Origin of the sequence: Ornithinimicrobium jinqii (assembly GCF_045032595.1) — a bacterium.
Taxonomy (GTDB): Bacteria; Actinomycetota; Actinomycetes; order Actinomycetales; family Dermatophilaceae; genus Ornithinicoccus.
In genome coordinates this window covers 175560-193797 of sequence record NZ_JBJFZS010000021.1, presented here as the reverse complement: position 1 = coordinate 193797, position 18238 = coordinate 175560, and the positions used below count along the sequence as shown (strand labels likewise).

The 18238-nt window shown below is 70.6% G+C and carries 16 protein-coding genes; 3 read left to right on the top strand and 13 right to left on the bottom strand.

Annotated elements, in window-relative coordinates; genetic code table 11:
• Window positions 1–345 precede the first annotated feature (345 nt).
• From ACI3ET_RS10690 to ACI3ET_RS10650, 9 genes are all read right to left on the bottom strand, one after another.
• Window positions 346–954, bottom strand: coding sequence for a DUF1648 domain-containing protein (locus ACI3ET_RS10690; RefSeq protein ID WP_405033026.1), 609 nt, complete (start codon window positions 952–954; stop codon window positions 346–348).
• A 112-nt stretch (window positions 955–1066) separates the two neighbouring features.
• Entirely contained in the window at window positions 1067–2533 is a 1467-nt protein-coding gene (locus ACI3ET_RS10685; RefSeq protein ID WP_405033025.1) for a multicopper oxidase family protein, read from the bottom strand.
• A complete protein-coding gene (locus ACI3ET_RS10680) occupies window positions 2530–2691 on the bottom strand; it encodes an SHOCT domain-containing protein (RefSeq protein WP_405033024.1) in 162 nt (53 codons plus the stop codon). Before ACI3ET_RS10680 ends, ACI3ET_RS10685 begins: the two co-directional genes overlap by 4 nt.
• A gap of 328 nt (window positions 2692–3019) precedes the next feature.
• Window positions 3020–3541, bottom strand: a complete 522-nt coding sequence (lepB, locus tag ACI3ET_RS10675) for a signal peptidase I (protein WP_405033023.1) — start codon at window positions 3539–3541, stop codon at window positions 3020–3022.
• Between the two features lie 11 nt (window positions 3542–3552).
• A complete protein-coding gene (locus ACI3ET_RS10670; RefSeq protein ID WP_405033022.1) occupies window positions 3553–4152 on the bottom strand; it encodes a DUF6448 family protein in 600 nt (199 codons plus the stop codon).
• 331 nt (window positions 4153–4483) lie between these two features.
• Window positions 4484–5080, bottom strand: coding sequence for a TetR/AcrR family transcriptional regulator (locus tag ACI3ET_RS10665; RefSeq protein ID WP_405033021.1), 597 nt, complete (start codon window positions 5078–5080; stop codon window positions 4484–4486).
• A complete protein-coding gene (locus tag ACI3ET_RS10660) occupies window positions 5077–7758 on the bottom strand; it encodes an MMPL family transporter (protein ID WP_405033020.1) in 2682 nt (893 codons plus the stop codon). Before ACI3ET_RS10660 ends, ACI3ET_RS10665 begins: the two co-directional genes overlap by 4 nt.
• Before the next feature lie 298 nt (window positions 7759–8056).
• Entirely contained in the window at window positions 8057–8734 is a 678-nt protein-coding gene (locus ACI3ET_RS10655; RefSeq protein WP_405033019.1) for a response regulator, read from the bottom strand.
• 3 nt (window positions 8735–8737) lie between these two features.
• Window positions 8738–9913 (bottom strand): sensor histidine kinase, encoded by a 1176-nt coding sequence (locus ACI3ET_RS10650; RefSeq protein WP_405033018.1) that lies wholly within the window; start codon window positions 9911–9913, stop codon window positions 8738–8740.
• Window positions 9914–10065: 152 nt separating this feature from the next.
• Here ACI3ET_RS10650 and ACI3ET_RS10645 point away from each other — a divergent pair, with 152 nt between their 5' ends.
• Both ACI3ET_RS10645 and ACI3ET_RS10640 read left to right on the top strand, forming a co-directional pair.
• Window positions 10066–10989, top strand: a complete 924-nt coding sequence (locus tag ACI3ET_RS10645) for an ABC transporter ATP-binding protein (protein ID WP_405033017.1) — start codon at window positions 10066–10068, stop codon at window positions 10987–10989.
• A complete protein-coding gene (locus ACI3ET_RS10640; protein ID WP_405033016.1) occupies window positions 10989–11849 on the top strand; it encodes an ABC-2 transporter permease in 861 nt (286 codons plus the stop codon). Before ACI3ET_RS10645 ends, ACI3ET_RS10640 begins: the two co-directional genes overlap by 1 nt.
• Before the next feature lie 618 nt (window positions 11850–12467).
• Here the strand turns inward: ACI3ET_RS10640 and ACI3ET_RS10635 are convergent.
• Window positions 12468–13589, bottom strand: a complete 1122-nt coding sequence (locus tag ACI3ET_RS10635; RefSeq protein WP_405033015.1) for a baeRF11 domain-containing protein — start codon at window positions 13587–13589, stop codon at window positions 12468–12470.
• Between the two features lie 207 nt (window positions 13590–13796).
• On the opposite strand from ACI3ET_RS10635, the gene ACI3ET_RS10630 reads away from it, so the two are divergent.
• The gene (locus ACI3ET_RS10630) at window positions 13797–15239 is read left to right on the top strand and encodes a threonine/serine exporter family protein (RefSeq protein ID WP_405033014.1); all 1443 of its coding nucleotides are present in this window, start codon (window positions 13797–13799) and stop codon (window positions 15237–15239) included.
• Between the two features lie 281 nt (window positions 15240–15520).
• On the opposite strand, the gene glsA is transcribed toward ACI3ET_RS10630, so the two are convergent.
• Genes glsA through heR form a run of 3 tightly spaced genes read right to left on the bottom strand, consistent with a single transcriptional unit; the run spans window position 15521 to window position 18225 of the window.
• Window positions 15521–16537: a glutaminase A gene (gene glsA / locus ACI3ET_RS10625; protein ID WP_405033013.1), complete on the bottom strand. Its 1017-nt coding sequence runs from the start codon at window positions 16535–16537 to the stop codon at window positions 15521–15523.
• Between the two features lie 38 nt (window positions 16538–16575).
• Window positions 16576–17421 carry a TspO/MBR family protein gene (locus ACI3ET_RS10620; protein ID WP_405033012.1) on the bottom strand — a complete coding sequence of 282 codons (846 nt, stop codon included), beginning with the start codon at window positions 17419–17421 and terminating at the stop codon, window positions 16576–16578.
• A gap of 30 nt (window positions 17422–17451) precedes the next feature.
• Window positions 17452–18225: a heliorhodopsin HeR gene (gene heR / locus ACI3ET_RS10615; protein ID WP_405033011.1), complete on the bottom strand. Its 774-nt coding sequence runs from the start codon at window positions 18223–18225 to the stop codon at window positions 17452–17454.
• Window positions 18226–18238: the final 13 nt, after the last annotated feature.

The window sequence follows — 18238 nt, the reverse complement described above, 5'->3', positions numbered from 1 at the left end:
GAACGGTCGACTCGAGCACCTCCGCGGCCTTGCCCTGGGGTTCCGCACCCTCAGCAACTACATCGCCCGAGCACTCCTCGAGGCCGGCGGATTCAGACCCCGACTACACCCTGCTTTGTGAAGAGCCCACAAAGGGCCGTTGACCTGCAGTTATGCAGGCTCAACGGTCCTTCGCGTTTTCCGTTCTTGCCTTGAACGTGCCCAGAGGTCTTGCGGCTCACCCGACCGCGCGCGGGATCATCTTCCTGCCCACGGTTGACCAGCCCGACAGGCAACGGGACAGGCGATCTTCCTGACCTGCCAGGCAGCGGCGGGTCCGATCGCCGTGCCGTGCGCACCCGGGACTCATGCCAGCTCCGGGTCGTCGTCCGGCCGGTAGCGCGGGCCGGTCATCACCCGGACGATGACCAGCGCGAGGGCCCCGACGAAGCCCCCGACCAGCGCAGCGAACCACCAGCCGGGCACCGTCCCGCCCGGCCGGTGCGCGGCATACCCCATGATCAGACCAATCCCCGCCATGAGCAGAACCGACAACCCGACGATCACCATGAGGTCCTCGCGCAGGAGCCGCTCGAAGCGCAGCAACCGCCGGGGCCGGTCCAGCCACCACTCCTTGTGCGGGGCGTTGACCCCGTCCGGCCAGACCATCACCAGCCGGGAGATCCACAGCATCGGGTAGAAGAGCACCAGCGGCGTCACCAGCGCGAACCCCACGGCGAAGGCCCGGCTGGACCAGCCGTCCGGCGTGCCTCCTCCCGACCAGTGCGTCGGCACCCGCTCGGGGAGGGTCGCAGCCATCCAGGCCAGCGTCGCCAGCCAGGCGGCCGTAGCCACGACGAGCACCAGGCGTGGCAGCCAGCCAGCGGGTTCACGGGCCATGAGGCGCGCCTCCCGGGCCACCTGCCGTCGCCGCTCCTCCCGCTGCTGCCACGACTCCCCCGCACCCCCGACCATCCCTGCTCCCGTCGTCCCGGTATCCGCCTGCACGACAAACCAAACGTCCCTACGCTGACCAGCTGACGGCTGTTCTCCCGGTGGTGAGGGTCCACCACCCAGGGTGGTGCTGTCACTCGACCAGGATCGTGCCCATCATGCCCAGGTCCTCGTGGTCGAGGATGTGGCAGTGGTAGACGGTCTTGCCGCCGAAGTCGGCGAACCTGATCCGTACGGTGACCGAGCCCGCGGCGGGGACGTTGACGACGTCGAGCCACACCGGGTCGTCCAGCCGTTCCCCGGCGGCGTCGACGAGCTGCATCGGCCACACGTGCAGGTGGAACGGGTGGTCCAGCGGGCCGTCGTTGGCGATGGTCCACTCCTCCACGGTGCCCAGCCGCGCGCGCTGGTCGAGGCGGTCGGGGTCAAAGGACTGGCCGTCGAAGGTGAAATCCATCGGGCCACCACCCCCGCCCCCCCTCATCCCGCCCATGCCCATCTGGAGGGTGAGGGACCGGTGCCCGTCCACCTCGACCTCTCGCAGGTCGAGCCGGCCAGTACCACCAGGGAAGTCCTCCGTGGACGTGGACGGCCCGCCGCTCACCTCGAGCGAGGCCAGGGTGCGCTCGGAGTCCTCCGGACCAGGGGTGCCCCGCATCATGCCGCCCATCATCGCGCCGCGGTCCACGGGCAGTGCGATCAGCGCGGTGCTGCCCTCGCGCAGGTCGACCACCAGGTCGAGCCGGTTGCCAGGGGCCAGGACGACCTCGTCCAGGGCGGCGTGCCGGACCAGCCTGCCCCCGTCGCGGCCGACGACGCGGCTGCCCTGCCCCGCGAGCCGCAGGGACAGGAAGCGGGAGCTGCACGCGTTGACGATCCGCCAGCGCTCGCGGTCGCCGGACCGTCCCTTCAGGAGCGGCTGGTCCTGACCGTTGACCAGGACCAGCTCACCCTCGCGGCCCATCATCCGCTCCATCGTCGACGGCAGCACGACGGCCCCGGCGTCGTCCAGGGTGGTGTCGGCGACGATGATCACCCGGTCCCGATCGACCGGTGGCGGGTCGTCCTCCTCGACGATGATGGCTCCGTAGAGGCCGGCAAACAGCTGATCGGCGACCGTGCCGTGGTGGTGGGGGTGGTACCAGTAGACACCCGGCTCGTGGTCGTCGGGCAGCCGGTACTCGTACTGGTGGGACTGCCCGGGCTCCACCGCGAGGAAGACGTCGTCGCCGGTGCCCTCGGGGGAGACGTGCAGCCCGTGGACGTGCAGGTTGGTAACGTGGTCGAGCTGGTTGACCAGCTCGACCCGCAGGGTGTCCCCCGGCCGCACCCGCAGGGTCGGGCCGGGGACGCCGCCGTTGTAGCCCATCGTCCTGGCCTGCCGCCCGGCGACGGTGTGGGTGGCGAGCCTGGCCTCGAGCCGGACCTCGAGCTGTCCGGCCCGGCTCGTCAGCACCTCCGGCTCGGACAGCTCAGTTCCACCGCCCTGGTCGGTGCCCCGCTCGGACAGCTCGCGCCACAAACCGGTCCCTCCTACGACGGTCCCGGCCAGGCCCAGGCCACCCATCGCCAGCGCCGTGCGACGGCTGATCGGCCTCACGACCCCTCCTCCCGCTGCGACAGCACTCTTCGGCGGTGCTCGTACTCTTCGGTCGTGAGCTCACCGGCCGCGTACCGCACGTCGAGGATCTCGCGGGCGGAACGCGCGGACCCGTCGTCCAGACCGCCGGCCAGCACCCGCACGAGGGTGATCACCACCAGGGCCAAACCAGCGACCAGCAGCGAAGTCCAGAACCAGATCACTGTCGCGCCCTCAGCGACCACGCGCGCCTGCGAGCCGGGTGTGGCCGGGTCACAGGTCCTCCAGCAGCTGCTCCATACGCTCCGCCTCCTGTTCGTGAACCGACTCTAGTTCGGCCGGGAGTGGCACGTGCCCCGCGGGGGTTCAGGAGGCCTCGGACGCCTCCCTCTCGACCCGGTTGTCCTGCCCCGGGTGCCCCCGGGCTGGCGGCACGGACCAGCCGCAGCGCCGTCACGAAGACCGCGCCACCCAGCACGCTGAGCGGCACGACAGACGAGAGCCGCGTCAGCCACTCGGCACCCGAGACCGAACCCTTGGCGTGGATGGCGCCGAAGGTGCATGCGGGACCACTCGGCCAAGGACCGCACTGACCGGCACGTACGGCATGCGCCACCCGCGGGCGTCGCTGGACCGTGCCCGGTTGTCGCCGAGCAGCAGCAGGTGGCCGGACGGCACGTCGAAGGCCCCGGGCCGTCCGCCCCCGTGGACGACGTAGGGCTCGGCGAGGCCGTGCCCCGCCACCTGGACGAGACCGTCCGCTCCGACGTCGATGTGCTCGCCGGGGAGCCCCACGACGCGCTTGATGATGGGCCGGTCGAGCTCTGCAGAGTCGACGACCACGATGTCGCCACGGCTCAGCGGGCGTGCTGCGCGCTGGCGCCGGGCCAGCAGTCGCTGACCCGACGCGAGGGTGGGGGCCATCGAGACGGACTCGACCTCGGTGACGAAGCCCAACCGGCGGTGGATCGCACGTCCCACCAGCAGCGCCAGGACCGTCGGGACGGCGAGCACCAGCAGGGACTCCATCGCGCCCACCGTCAGTGCTTGTGACCGGGGTGGGCGGGGGCGTGGTCACCGTGGTCGTGGTCCTCGCCCTCGGCGTACTTGAAGAACGACACGTAGGCCGCTATGTAGGCGCGGCCGGCATCTACGTCAGCGGCATCGTAGTCCTTGTGTTCGAGCACGGTCACGAACCTGCGTTCCAGCTCTGCCCAGCGCTCGGTGGGCACCAGCCCGCGTAGCGGCGTCAGCTCGCCCGCCGCGACGGCCGAGTCTGCGGCGGCAACGCGCTCGTCGACGGGGGCCCCGTAGGGCTCCACCCCGGAGAAGGCGGCACCCTCGCCGGCCCGGTGGATGCGCACCAGGTTCTCGACGAACCAGCGGTCGGCGACCTCGCGGGCGGCCGTGCCGAGGTCGCGAGCGGCGCGCGCCTGGTCGAACACCCCTCGCAGCTCCTCCTCGCCCGGGGCGGCAACCCATTTCAGAGCCAGCGCGATGTTGCCGGTCTCCAGGGCCCGCAGCCCGTCCTGCGCTGTGGGTCCCTCCATGGTGTCGCAGTGGGCGCTTGCCCGCAGCGGCTTGAGCAGTACGGCGGCGAGCGTGACCGCGAACACGATGCTGATGAGTGCGGGTGTCATGTCGACATCTCCTGGGACGTTGGCTGAGCTGGGTCCACGTCCGCGTGCCGTGAAGCTGCCCGATGGGCGTAGGTGGTGCCTTCGCCGCAACGGCACCGTCCGCGGTGCTTCCTGATGAGTCCATCCAAGCCGTCGGAGACGCATCTGACCTTGACGCGGGTCAAGACGTGACTCTCGTCACCACCGCACGTCGACAAAGGCGGGCCGCGGAGGCCGTGCCGTGCCCCACGAGCCTGACGTGGGTGTGTCCCGGACTCCGAAGGCCCCGAAGACGAAGACCCTGAGGACAGGCGGCCACCTGGCTGGGTCCGTCGGCGGTTGCCCGTTGTGGTCAGCCCGGCCGGCCGAGGCCTCGCTCGAGGCGGGCGAGGCCCCTCTGAACGGAGGCGTGCAGCAGCCGGGCCGCGTTGCCGTCGCGGACACCCGTCGAGCTCAGGCCGGCACTGACGAGCCCGAAGAGGGCGCCGACGACCAGGCGCACGGTCTCGACGTCGGCGCTGTCGGGCGCGGGGACCGCCTCGAGGATCTTGTCCCCGACGGCGGACCACACCTGCCACTGGGCTTCGCGCACGAATGGCACGAGCTGCGGGTTCTCCGAGGCCAGGGTGGCCACCTCGGTGAGCAGCCTCAGCGACCCGCTTCTGAGCTGGTGCTCCACGAGGTCGCGGGTGAGGTCGAGCACGTCCACGTACTCCGGCGGGTCCCACTCCGCGAGGGCCGACTCAACGCTGTGCACGACGACTGCCGCGACGGCAGCTTCCTTGCACACGTAGTAGTTCGAGAACGTGCGTCGCGAGACCACGGCTTCGGTGACGATGTCGTCCACGGTGACCTCACCGAGCCCACGCTCGCGAACCTGCTCGAACGCTGTCCGAGCCAGCCGTCGTGAGACCGCGGCCCGCTTCGCGTCTCGGAGCCCCGCAGTCACCCGATCAGTCTTTCACGAGGCGGCGGAGGAGTCGGCGACGCCGTCCGAGCCTCAGCAGGAGCTGGCCCCACCTCGAGCCGGGTGCCCTCCAGATCCAGTTCGGGCAGGATGCGGTCCAACCACCGGGGCAGCCACCACGCGTGGTCGCCCGCGAGATGGAGGACGGCAGGGATGAGCGTCATGCGGATCAGGAACGCGTCGATGAGTATCCCGATGGACAGGGCAAAGCCGAACTGGCGGATCATGGCGTCGTCGCTGAGCACGAAACCGGCGAAGACCGACACCATGATCACCGCGGCCGCCACCACGACCCGGCTGGCGTGGTGGAACCCCTCGACCACCGCCTCCCGGGCTGACCCGCCGTGGATGTAGACCTCGCGGATCGAGGTGCCGAGGAACACCTGGTAGTCCATGGCCAGCCCGTAGAGGATGCCGGTTGCCATGATCGGCAGGAAGCTCAGCACGGGACCTGCCCGGTCCACGCCCACGAGCCAGGTGAAGTCAGGATTGCCGAAGGCGGTCACCACGAGCCCCAGGGTGGCGCCGATGGACAGGAGGAAGCCGCCCGTCGCCGCCAGGGGGACGACCAGGGAGCGGAACACCAGGAGGAGGACGACGAGCGACAGGAGCGCCACCAGCGACAGGTAGACCGGGACGGCTCTCCTCAGCGACTCGGACAGATCGATGTTGATGGCGGTCAGCCCGGTCACGCCGACCTCCTCGACGTCGGCGATCTCGCTGGAACGAACGGCATGGACCAGGTCGGCCGTGTCGGCGTCGGTCGGTCCGGCTCCGGGAACAACGGTGTAGAGGACCAGGGACCCGTCCTCCGAGCTTCCCATGAGAGTGACGTTGGCAGCACCCTCGTGGTCGGCGAGCTCGGCCTGCCACGCCTCGAGGCGGTCCTGGTCCACTGCGTCGGGATCTGTCGGCGTCAGCGCGACGATCAGCGGTGCGTTGGCCCCCTCGCCGAGGGCATCGCTCACCGCGTCGTACGTCGTCCGTTGCTCCGACCCGGGAGCGGAGACCGCCCCAGAGGGCATGCCGAGCTGCATCTGGGAGGCGGGAACCGCCAGGGCGCCGAGCGCGAGTACGACCAGCACGATGGTCAGGGTCGGCCGGGCCGTGGTGGCCGTGATCCACCGCTGGGCGGCCCGCCCGAAGTGCGAGCGTCCGTGCCGCGGCTCGGGCGGGGCCTGGTGCTGGGCCGCCGCCCGTCCTCGGCTGCGTCCGAGCAGCCCAAGCAGCGCGGGCAGCGCGGTCAGGGCCAACGCGACGGCGAGCACGACGGTGATCGCGGCAGTCACCGCCATGGTCGAGACGAACCCCATCCCCAGGGTCAGCAGGCCCAGCAGTGCGATGACGACGGTGGCGCCCGCGAAGAGGACGGCGCCTCCCGCTGTGGCGACCGCGTGGGCGGTGGACTCGATGGTGTCGAGTCCGAACCGGACCTGCAGTGAGCGCTGCTTGTGAACGATGAACAGGGCGTAGTCGATCCCGACGGCAAGGCCCAGCATCAGCCCGAGGGCGGGTGTGGACGTGGTCATCTCGAAGTTCGCCGAGAGGGCGTAGGCGCCGCCGACGCCGATGAACACACCGGCCAGAGCCAGCAGTATGGGCAGTCCGGCCAGCACGAGCGAGCCGAGAGTGAGGACCAGGACCACCGCGGCGATGGCGAGACCGATGGCCTCGTGCCCGCCGATCGGTGGCTCGAGGGGCTGCAGGGAACTGCTCGCAGCAACAGTGAGTCCCTCGTCGGCCACAACGGTGTCGAGCGAGGCCAGCATGTCGTCCAAACTCCCTGCAGGGAGGTCGGAGACCTGCTTGCCGAGCTGGACCGAGGCGATCGCGGACGTCCCGTCGTCGGAGACCAGGACGGACGGACGAGTGCCGTCAGAGGTGGCGAGCTCGGTGCCGCGGGGCGACGGTCCGCGCAGCAGGGAGTCCAGCCGCCCCAGCGCGTCGGCCGTCCCGGTCGCTGCCGCGGACTCGACGGCGGCTGCGGGATCCGACATCCCGTCTTCAGGAACCGGGAGCGCGCCGAGGTCCATGCCTGCGCGGCTCAGGTCGGCCTGGAGCTGTTCCGCGTCGGCGAAGAGATCCGACGCACCGCTGATGAGTTCCTCGTCCGGTGCGGCCAGGAGGTCGCGCCCGGTGGTGCTGATCGCCGCGATCCTCGGCGCGAGCTGGGCGGCCTGGTCGCCCTGTGCGCCTGGCCCATCGACCGGTAGGCCTCCGTCGACGGCATCGATCAGCTCCTCGATCCGCAACCTGACATCGTCAGCGACGCGTGCCTCCACGCTGTCGCGGACGGTGCTTTCGACGTCGGCCCGCTGGTCGAGCAGGCGTGCGTCACGGTCGAGGACGAGGCCGCTCCCGGCTGCGGCGTCGAGGGCGCGACCGATGGCGTCGGCACGTCCGGGCGTGTCGACACGGCCACCGTCGGTCGCCTGGAAGACGAGGGTGCCCTGGGTGCCACCCGCCTCGGGAAGCGCCTCGGAGACGTCGTCCAGCACCTGCTGGGCGGGGGCGTCATCAAGGGTGAGGCTGGTAGAGATCGAGGGGGTCTGCGTGGCGAGCAGGGCGACCACCGCGCCGATGACGAGCAGCCAGGACAACAGCGGTATCAGCGGCCGGAGTGCGGCTCGCCTGCCCAGGCGGTAGAGGAGTGCTGACATGGGAGCGCCTTCGGGTCGGTCGATGGGTGTGGGCCCACCGTAGACACTTTTTGCTCATTGGGCAAACTTGCCTGATGGGCAACAGGCTGGGAGGAGGAGGGTGTGGCAGCTCCGTCTGGTGCGCACGGGCACCAAGAGGAGGGCGCAGCCGGCAGATCGACCCCCCACGGCGTACCGTCTCGTCCCCGCCACTGAGGCTGACGTCGTCCTCGCCTCTTGCGGCGCCTCAAGAGGTGGGCGTGAGGAGCGTCCCGCGACCGGTCGGGCCCGGGAACCGGTCAGTGCCCGCCTCGGGCACTCACGCCTCGCCCGAGCCCGGGCCCGGGCGTACCAGCCCCGTCCGGTAGGCGATGACGACGAGGTGGGCGCGGTCGCGGACACCGAGCTTTGTCATGGACCGGTTGACGTGCGTCTTGACCGTGAGTGGAGAGAGGTAGAGGAGGCCGGCGATGTCCTCGTTCGACAGGCCCTGCCCGACGAGGCCGAGGACTTCGCGCTCGCGTTCGGTGAGTGCCGCGAGGGTGTCCGAGCCTGTGGCCCCGGCGACCGGGTCGTCGCGGAACCGGGCGACCAGGCTGCGGGTGGCCGCAGGGGAGAGCAGTGCCTCACCCGCCGCGACCACCCGGATCCCGGCGATGAGGTCGGCCGGCTCCACCCCCTTGCCGAGGAACCCGCTCGCCCCCGCCCGCAACGCTTCGAAGACGTACTCGTCGATCTCGAAGGTGGTCAGCACCAGCACCTTCGTGCGGGCGAGGTCCGGGTCGTCGCAGATCTGCCGGGTGGCCGCGAGCCCGTCGAGCTCGGGCATGCGGATGTCCATGAGGACGACGTCAGGCCTGAGCGTGCGCGCGAGTGCGACGGCGGCGCTCCCGGTGGCCGCCTCGCCCACGACCTCGAGGTCGGGCTCGCTGCCCAGCAGCACACGGAAGCCCGCGCGGATGAGGGACTGGTCGTCGGCCAGGAGGACGCGGATCACGGTTCAGCTCTCAGCGGTGGGGAGGACGGCGCGGACGCGGAAGCCACCCGCTGGGGTGGGACCGGCCTCGACTGTGCCCCCGATTGCCGTGACCCTCTCGCGCATGCCCACCAAGCCGTAGCCGTTTCCCGGCAGCGGCGCGACGGGGCGCCCGGGGGCGTTCACGACGTCGACGCGCAGGGCGTCAGAATCGCGCCCCAGCAGCACGGTCGTGGCGGCTCCAGGATTGTGCTTGTGGACGTTCGTCAACAACTCCTGGACCACGCGATAGGCAACCAGTTCCACCGACGGGTCGTACGGCGTCCTTGGACCCGTCTCGGTGACGGTCACCGGCAGACCGATGGCACGGAAAGAGTCCACAAGTTCGGGAAGGCGCTGGAGGTTCGGGGTGGGATCGGTGGGCGCAGCGTCGGCCGGCTGGCGCAGGACGGACAGGACGGTGCCAAGTTCGGAGAGAACGGTCTGCGCGGAGCGCCGGACGTGGGACAGGGCATCGGCGGCCGCGTCCTGGTCGGTGCGAAGCAGATGGTTGGCCACGTTCGCCTGGACGTTGATCACGGCGATGTTGTGGGCGATGACGTCATGCAGGTCACGGGCGATGGACAGGCGATCCTCGGCGACGCGGCGGCGGGCCTCCTCCTCCCGGGACTCCTCCGCCCGGCGCGCCCGCTCCTCCACGGCCGAGACGTAGGCGCGGCGGCTGCGGGTGGCATCACCCAGAGCGAAGGTCAGGCCCACCCAGAAGACGGTCGCGAACGACTCCGCCGCGAAGGGCACCTCCCGCGATCCCACCAACGCGGCCCCCACGAGGACCGCAGCGGCCCCCGGGGCGGCGATCCACGTCGTGCGCCGGTTCGTCCACGCCCCCACCGAGAAGCCGGCGATACCGATGGCGGCCACCCCTGACCTGCTGAGGCCCCCCAGGGCGACGACCGCGCCGACGGCGAGCACCGTGAGTGTCAGGACCGCCACGGGGTGGGTGCGGCGCAGGGCCAGCGCAGCAGAACCGGCCACGAGAAGGGCGATCTGGAGCGTGGAAAGCGGGGAGAGCGCGGCTCCCGCGGCCCGTCCCATCCCGGGTTCCACCAGGCTGACGATGACGAGAAACGCGGCGAGTGCCACATCCCAGGCCCCGGTGTGGCGCCCCGCGGCGGCCCACCACGAGCGGAGCACGGTCATCTCCCGACTGTAGCGCCGCCACCCCGAGTACCACGGTCGCGGTACGCGGGATCGTCCACGCCTGGACGACGACGATCACGACCGCCGCTTGCCAGACTCGAGTTCTCGCGGAGGGCCAGCGCGCCCTCCGCCACGAACTGAAGGAGCACCACATGATCGAGGTACACGACCTCACCAAGAGGTTCGGCGACGTCACTGCCGTTGACGGCCTCAGCTTCACCGTCCGGCCGGGCGTCGTCACCGGCTTCCTCGGCCCCAACGGGGCCGGCAAGTCCACGACCATGCGCATGATCCTCGGCCTCGACAAGCCCACCGCCGGGCAGGCCACCGTCAACGGCATCTCCTACGCCCACTCGCCCGCACCCATCGCCGAGATCGGCGCCCTCCTCGAGGCCCGCGCGGTGGACGGAGGCCGCTCGGCCCGCAATCACCTGCGCGCGATAGGGGCGACGGTCGGCATCGGGCGGGGCAGGGTGGACGAGCTGCTCGAGGTCGTCGGCCTGACCGACGTCGCGGACAAGCCGGCCAAGGGCTTCTCCCTCGGCATGGGCCAGCGGCTGGGGATCGCCACCGCCCTGCTCGCGGACCCACAGATCCTCATGCTCGACGAGCCGGTCAACGGCCTCGACCCGGACGGCATCCTGTGGATCCGCGAGCTGCTGCGCACCTTCGCGCGCGAAGGCCGCACGGTGTTCCTGTCCTCCCACCTGATGTCCGAGCTCGAGATCACCGCCGAGCACCTCATCGTCATCGGCCGCGGACAGCTGATCGCCGACCTGCCGATGGAGGACTTCATCGCCAAGGCCTCCAAGAACCACGTGCGGGTCATCTCCCCGGACGCCATGCGCCTAGGTGGCCTCGTCGCGGCCTCCGGGGTCACCGTCTCCTCCGACGCCACGAACCAGTTGGCGATCGAGGGTCTGCCCGCGGCCGAGATCGGCCGGATCGCCGCCGAGCACGGCGTCGAACTGCACGAGCTCGTCCCTGTCGCCCCCTCCCTGGAGGAGGCGTTCATGACCCTCACCGCTGATGCCGTGGACTTCCACGGCTCCTCCGACACCAGCAAGGCAGCCTGATGACCACCACCGTCGTAACCCCACCCACCACACCAGACGTCACCGTTCCGGTCCCTCGAAGGTCGCCCGTCCGCCTGACCTTCACCCGGGTCCTGCGGTCCGAGTGGATCAAGGCTGTCACCCTCCGCTCGACCTGGATCAGCCTGGCCTCGATCGCCGTCCTGATAGCGGCCTTCGGCCTCATCGCAGCGCTCACGGCGTCCGGTGCGACTGACGGCTCCGGGCCGGACTTCGGCGGACCTGGCCGCGACCCCGTCACCACCGTGCTCACGGGGACACACCCAGCGCTCCTCCTCGTCGGCGTGGCCGGGGCTCTCGTCGGGGCGCGGGAATACGCGTCCGGTCTCATCCGCTCGACCCTCGCGGCGGTGCCCGCGCGGCTGCCCGTCCTCGCCGCCAAGACGCTCGTGTTCAGCACGCTGACCGGCGTCGTCGTGCTCGGCTCCACGCTGGTCGCGTTCTTCGCGGGTATGGCCGTCCTCGGCGACGCCGGGGCCACCACCGTCACGTGGTCCGACGAAGGCGTCGCGCGTGCCGTCCTCGGCACGGTCGCCTACCTCACGGGCCTGGGGATCACGGGCGTCGCCCTCGGCGTGCTCCTGCGCAGCATCGGCGGCTCCATCGCCGCGCTCATCGGAGGGGTGGTCTTCCTGCCCACCCTCGCCACGATGGTGCTGCCGGAGAGCTGGGACGGGATCCTGAAGTACCTGCCTTCCAACGCCGCGACCTCCTTCACCACGGTCGCTCCCGACGCATCAGGTGCCGTGCTCGACACCACCACCGGTGCGGTGGTCTTCACGGCCTGGGTACTCGCCGCAATCGTCGGTGCGGCCGTGTCACTGCGCTCCCGCGACGCCTGAACCCTTCTTGAGACCGATCCGGCGTCTCCCCTCGCCATCCGGCTCGGGAAGTCAACCTGAACGGTCCGACCACTGAACGAATCAGTTCGCGGATCTGGTGGACGAAATCTGAGGGTCAGATCACCGGCATACCCCGGATACGCATGGCCTGCTGCGCCACGGGCGATGACGACGAGCCGGTCTCCGGGTTCGGGCGCGCCAGGGAGAGGCGGGGCGAGGGTATAGGAGCCCTGTCATCACCGGTCGGCGGCTTGTTGGTGAGCCGAGGTGGCCGGGCGCTCAGGGCGCACAACGGCTGGCACCAGGATGGTTGCCAGACGACGACGACGACCGCAGCTCCCGCGACATACGCCAGCCTGCCAGCCTGTCCACCCAGCGGAGCGCGGCGGTGCCGAACGCATCCACCGCAGCCAGAACGAGGAAGACGACCACGAGCCAGCATGGTGACGCTCGCGCCCAGGTTGGAGAGCAGCAGCACTCCGAGCCCGAGCAGGCCGAGCAGGCAGAGCACCAGCATGGCCACCCGCTGGCCCGCGCCCAGCCGGGCAGGCCTCCACGCCCGGGGGGTCTGCGTCGTCGTCGGTGGTCAAGCACCGGTCGGACGCACTCCTGCCGGTGTCAGGGTGCCCAGCGCAGGATCGCCGCGAGCGGCTGACCGCCGGGCACCAGGGCTGCGTCGACACTGAGGACGTCGCCGCCTGTGAGCAGGACGCGACGCACGATCTCGTCCACCACGCCGAAGGCCGTGCCGTCGTCCGTGCCGTCGTCGAAGGCCACGGTGCCGTCGTCGGCGACGCTGCCCAGGAACGTCGCCGACCGGTCGACCACGAGCGTCTCGACCGCACCGGCTGTCGCGGCTCGGGCTGCGTCGGCGATGTCGGTCACGGCCCTGCCCTCCGACCGTCGCGCGTCGAAGAGCTCGGCGAGATCCTGCATCCGCGTCGTGAAGATGCCGTCCAGGACCCCGCGTGCGTCTTCGGCCAGCTGCTGGTCGGTGAGCCGGTCGGGGCTGGTCTCGATGACGGCGTCGGCCAGGTGCGGGTAGGAGCTGACCGAGCGGAAGATCGAGCGGATCGGCTCGACGGCAGCGAGCACGAGGGGCACGTCGCTGCCGGACAGTACCGGTCGCAGGGCCGCGTCGACCTGCCGGGCGTAGGCGCGCAGGTGGACCCGCTTGCCCTCCGAGCCCACCAGCCGGCCGCGGTGGGAACGGTCCTTGATGCTGGACTTGCCCACCGCGGACGCAGCGTCCTTGGGCAGTTCGGGCACCGCGGTGGTGGTGGGGGCGAGGTCGCTGCTCACCTCGACCAACCGGACGCCGTTCTCCGACAGTGCGAGCACGTAGCAGGTGCTGGAGTGGCTCAGCACCGACACCAACGGTTTGAGAAAAGCCCGGTCGGAGACGTAGACCCGCTCCTGGACCTCCAGCGGCAGCCGGTAGACGGTCCGACGCTCCGGGGTGACGAAGATCGCGAGGCCGTGGCCCTGGTAGGTCCAGAACATCCCGTCGTCGACGAGGTCGTAGAGCTCCTCCTCGACCTCCAGCACCCCCGCGTTGTCCAGCGTCTCGCTCTCCCGCAGCCGGGTGATCGCCTCGTCGACGAGGTTGCGCAGGGTCAGCGGGTCGCGGTCGTCGGTCGAGACCGGGGTCGTCGGGAGGTAGATCGAGACGACACCGGGCGCGCGTAGGGTGGCCAGCGTGCGCAGTTCTGCCGGGGAGGGGATGTCGGTGTGCCACACGGTGGAGGTCCTTCTGCGAGGCGGCGGGGCCTCCAGCCTCCCGTCCAGCAGGGGGGGTGTCAACAACCAAGTCCACCAGCAGCCTCCGAGATCAGGCCGCGGACGACCGTCGTCGCCTGGGCTACGCTCAGGCCACTGAGCACCTCCCAGGGTGAAGGATTCGGTCGTGTCATCGGTGTGCCGTGAGAGCCCAGCGAGGGTCGCGACGTGGAAGTCGGTGGCGAGCTCGTCCTGGTGGACACCGTGAGCCCTTCGGTGATGTCGACCACGATCCCGGTCGCCTCCGTGGTGGCTGCCGTCGCGATGCTCGTCGTCGCAGGTGTCCTGATGCGGACCCTTGTCCGTCACCGAGGGCTGCCTGAGGCGCTGGAGTCCCCCAGCCCCGCGGTCGCCGAGACGGCCGCGGGAACGCACGTGGACGCAAGTGCCCCGACCCTGAACTATCTGCTCGAGCTGGGCGAGGCCCTCATCGATGCCGGGGAACCGATGAACAGCGTCCGCGAGATCCTGCGCACGGTGGCCAGGGTGAACGGGCTGGACTACATCGGCGTCGTCGTCCTGCCCACGGCCCTCTTCCTGTCCCTGCCCCAGGGGCAGGGAGTGCAGACCGAGGTGGTCTCGGCGGGACGTCAGAGCCTGCGCCTGGATCAGATCGAGCGTCTCTACCGCGTGGTCGACCTCAGTCGACGACAGAAGATGAGTCCTGTCCCTGGAATAGCGGCGCTGCACGCCATCCGCGTTTCGCCGTCCCCGTTCCCGTCGTGGGTCCGGATCCTGGGCCACGGGCTGTTCGTGGTCGGCCTGGTACTCATCCTGCGTGGCGGTTGGACAGAGATGGGCGTGGCCGCAGTGTTGGGGGTGGTGATCGGGGCGCTGCACGTGACCGGGTCACGGGTCAACCAGGACTACCGGGCGTTCCTCCCCCTGGTGAGCGCGTTCCTGGTCTCCTCGGTCGTGTTCACTCTTGCGGGCAGCGTGAGCTCTCTGCAGGTCTTCCCACCGCTGGTGGCCCCCCTGGTCGCCTTCTTGCCCGGCGCCCTGCTCACCACGGCGGTCTTCGAGCTCTCGACGGGGCAGATCGTGGCCGGGTCCGCCCGCCTGGCCTCGGGAGGCCTGCGCCTGGTGCTGCTCGCCCTGGGGATCATCGGGGGCGCCCAGCTCGTGGGGGTGCCGGCGGCGGACATCTCGCAGCCGGGTGGAGCGGGCTGGGCGGTCGCTCCCTGGCTGGGGGTGCTCGTCTTCGGCGTGGGGGTCGTCCTGTTCAAGGGTGCCCGGCTGGGTTCGCTGGGCTGGATCGTGCTGGTGCTGTACGTCGGCTACGCAGGTCAGATCCTGGGTGGTGTCTTCTTCGGCTCCGTCCTGTCGGCGTTCTTGGGGGCTCTGGTGATGACACCGGTCGCCATGGTGGTGGCTCGCCACCCCTCAGGCCCGCCGACGCAGGTGACCTTCCTGCCCGGGTTCTGGCTGCTGGTGCCGGGAGCGGTGGGGTTGGAGGGCGTGACGAGGCTGCTGGACCAGGACCAGATGGAGGGGGTGTCGACGTTGACGGCCATGGGCACCTCGATGGTCGGCATCGCGCTGGGCGTCCTGGCCGGGCTGGCGTTGGGTGCACAGCTCGTGGCACGCCCGAGCTCGCAGCCCACGTCCTGAGGACGAGCGCCCGGCCCTCGGGTCGTGGCGTCGGTCGTCGCCTCTCTTGAACGCCAGCACCGTTCACCCAGTGGATCTACCGCAGTGCAGACCGTGTGCTGGAGCCGTTTCGCGGCATCTTCCCGACCGCTGTCGGCGAAACCGGCGCCGTGCTCGACTTCGCGGTCCTGTTCGTCATCATCGTGTACGGGATCGCCGCGGCCATGGTCGGAGCCTTCGTGGCCTCCCTGGACCCGCCGAAACCTCGAGCACCAGGTGGCCATGGCCCGCACGTGGGCGCATCAGGACGAACCCTGACCAGGTTCGTTCATGGGTGCGGAGATGAACAGGTCGAGCCCCAGCGACCGGGACAGGTGCGCCGAGGCTCGCTGACCCCGCACGCTGTTGCCGGCGTCGTCCAGAGGAGGGGAGTACGTGGCCAGCGCCCCCTTGCCGGGGGAGACGGTGACGATGCCGCCCCCGATGCCGCTCTTGCCGGGCAGCCCGATCTCGTAGAGCCAGTCGCCCGACGTCTCGTACAGCCCCGACGTGGTCATCACCGCGAGCACTGCCCGGCAGCTCTCCACACCGACCACGCGTTCCCGGGTGAGGGGGTGGACCCCCCCGTCGGCCAGGACGGCTCCCATGGCCGCGAGGTCCTGGGCGGTGACGGACAGGCAGCACGCCCGGGTGTAGAGGTCCACGGCCTCGGCGGGGTCGGTACTGAACGAGCCGAGGCTCGACAGCAGCTGTGCCAGAGCACGGTTGCGCTGGCTGGTGGCGCTTGCCGAGGCGTAGATCTCTGAGTCGACGGTGAGCGTCCGGCCCGCGAAGCGGGCCATGGCTTGCTCGATCCTGGTCCACCGCTGCTCGACCGGTCCACCGGACAGGGCCGCGACAGTGGCGATCGCTCCGGCGTTGACCATGGGGTTGGTTCGGCCGCCGCCGGCCCGCTCGACGGCCGCCAGGGAGTTGAAGGGCAGACCGGTCGCGTTGACGCCGACGAGCCGCCTCGCCTGGGCGACACCGACGTCCTCGCACAGCATCGCGAACGTGAACGGCTTGACGACGCTCATGATCGCGAACGGGGTGAGCGCGTCTCCGGCGCTGTAGACCCGACCGGCAGAGCTCACGACAGCAAGGCCGAACAAGGCAGGGTCCACGGCCGCCAAGGCCGGGTACACCTGCGAGACGGTGCCGCCGGTGTCAGGAAGGTAGCGCCCATGGGCGTCGTGGAGGAGGTGCTGGACCCGCTCAGGGTCGGGCAGCGACCCTGTGGAGACGAACGGAGCTGACCCGACCTCTTCGGCAGTACCCACACCGCATCATCGCAGATGACGGTCGTCGAACCGGGTGGTCAGACCGCCAGCGACGGGCGGCGGCCCCACCCCTTCCCGACCAGCACCAGCACGGCCAGGGCCGCGACAGCAGCGGAGGCGACGGATGCGGCATACCCGACGGTGGTGGACTCCAGCTCACCGGTGAACCGGCCGGCCGCGACCCAGGCCAGCCCCCACACGACCGCGGCGGCCAGCCCGACGGCGAAGAGCCGGTGCCCGGTCCGTCCCAGCAGCCAGCCGGCGATGCCGACGACCACGACGAGGACGGCGACGGTGACACCCTCCGACGCGGTGCTGGCCCGGGGCACGCCGAGGTCGACGAGGAAGAGGGCGACGTTGGCGCAGGTGGCGACGCAGATCCAGCCGAGGTAGAGGCCGTACGTCGCGGACACCATCAGGTCGGCGGCCCGGCCCTCCCTCGGCAGGCCGGCGGTGCGCCTGAGCACGAGGCCCAGGCTGACGACGATGCCGGCCATGACGACGACCGACAGCCAGATGAGGTCCGCCTGGACGACGAGCAGCCACAGCCCGTTCAGCGCGATCGCGACGCCGGCGGGGACGCGGGTGCGGTCGGCCCAGACCGACCGGGAGGTGGAGGGCAGCCACTGCCAGACCACGTAGGCGGCGAGGCCCAGGTAGATGACCGACCAGATCGAGAAGGCCGGACCCATGGGTGCGATGAGGGTGGCGCTGTCGGAGAACAGCCCGTCCCCCTGCTGCTCGACCCCGCCGCCGACCAGCCCGGAGCCGAGGACGGTCCCGCCGAGCCAGACCACCGCGGCAACCGTCACCCACCACCGGTCGCGGGTGAGGGTGGCCGAAGGGCCGGCGCGGTCCTGGTCCTGGTCGCGGTCGGTGAGCATGAGCCCACGCTAGTGCGAGCCGTGCCCGGCTCAGGTGGCGAGCGTCCCGCCGAAGATCTGCCAGGCCAGGGCGGACTTGGCGGTCAGGCTGAGCACGATGTATGCCGTCTCACCGGTGAGGTAGTTCCGGAAGCGGCCGACCGGACGGTACTGCAGCCACTGCACGAGGGCGAAGACGTTGAAGAAGAGGAACAGCGAGACGATGATCGCGTAGACGAACCCGGGCGGCTCGGCGCCGCTCGTCGACCCCGGCGCGGCCGTGTAGAGGACGATCCCGATCCACGGGACGGCGCCGGCGAAGCAGCCGAAGACGAACGGTAGCCACCCGCCGTCCCCGGGCTGGTGGTACTTCTCCTGCAGCCAGCCGAAGAGGATCATCGAGGCGTTCACGCCGAACAGCGCGAGCAGCGCGACCACGTCGGAGATGCCCACCAGCTGGGCGATGATGACGATCATCAGAGAGCTGGACAGGGAGTACTCGACCCAGCGGAAGTAGTTGTGACCCTGGGACAGCCCCGTGCGGTAGCGGTCGAAGACGCCGGGCGACGCCACGATCACGTGGAAGATCGCCGACAGCGCCAGGAACGTGGCGATCGCCAGCGCGGTCGGGACGTCCCACACGGTGACCTGGTCGGTAGGCGGGGTGCCGGGCGGGCCGGCCATGTAGGTGGCGGTGACCGGCAGGGTGAAGTCGGTCGCGAGGAGGACGACGGCCACCGCCTGCGCGGCATGGATCGCGGCGGCGACCCAGTTGAGGGTGCGCAGACGCGCGTAACGCTTCTGGTCGGTCTGGGTGTCGCTCACGGTGCTCCGTCCG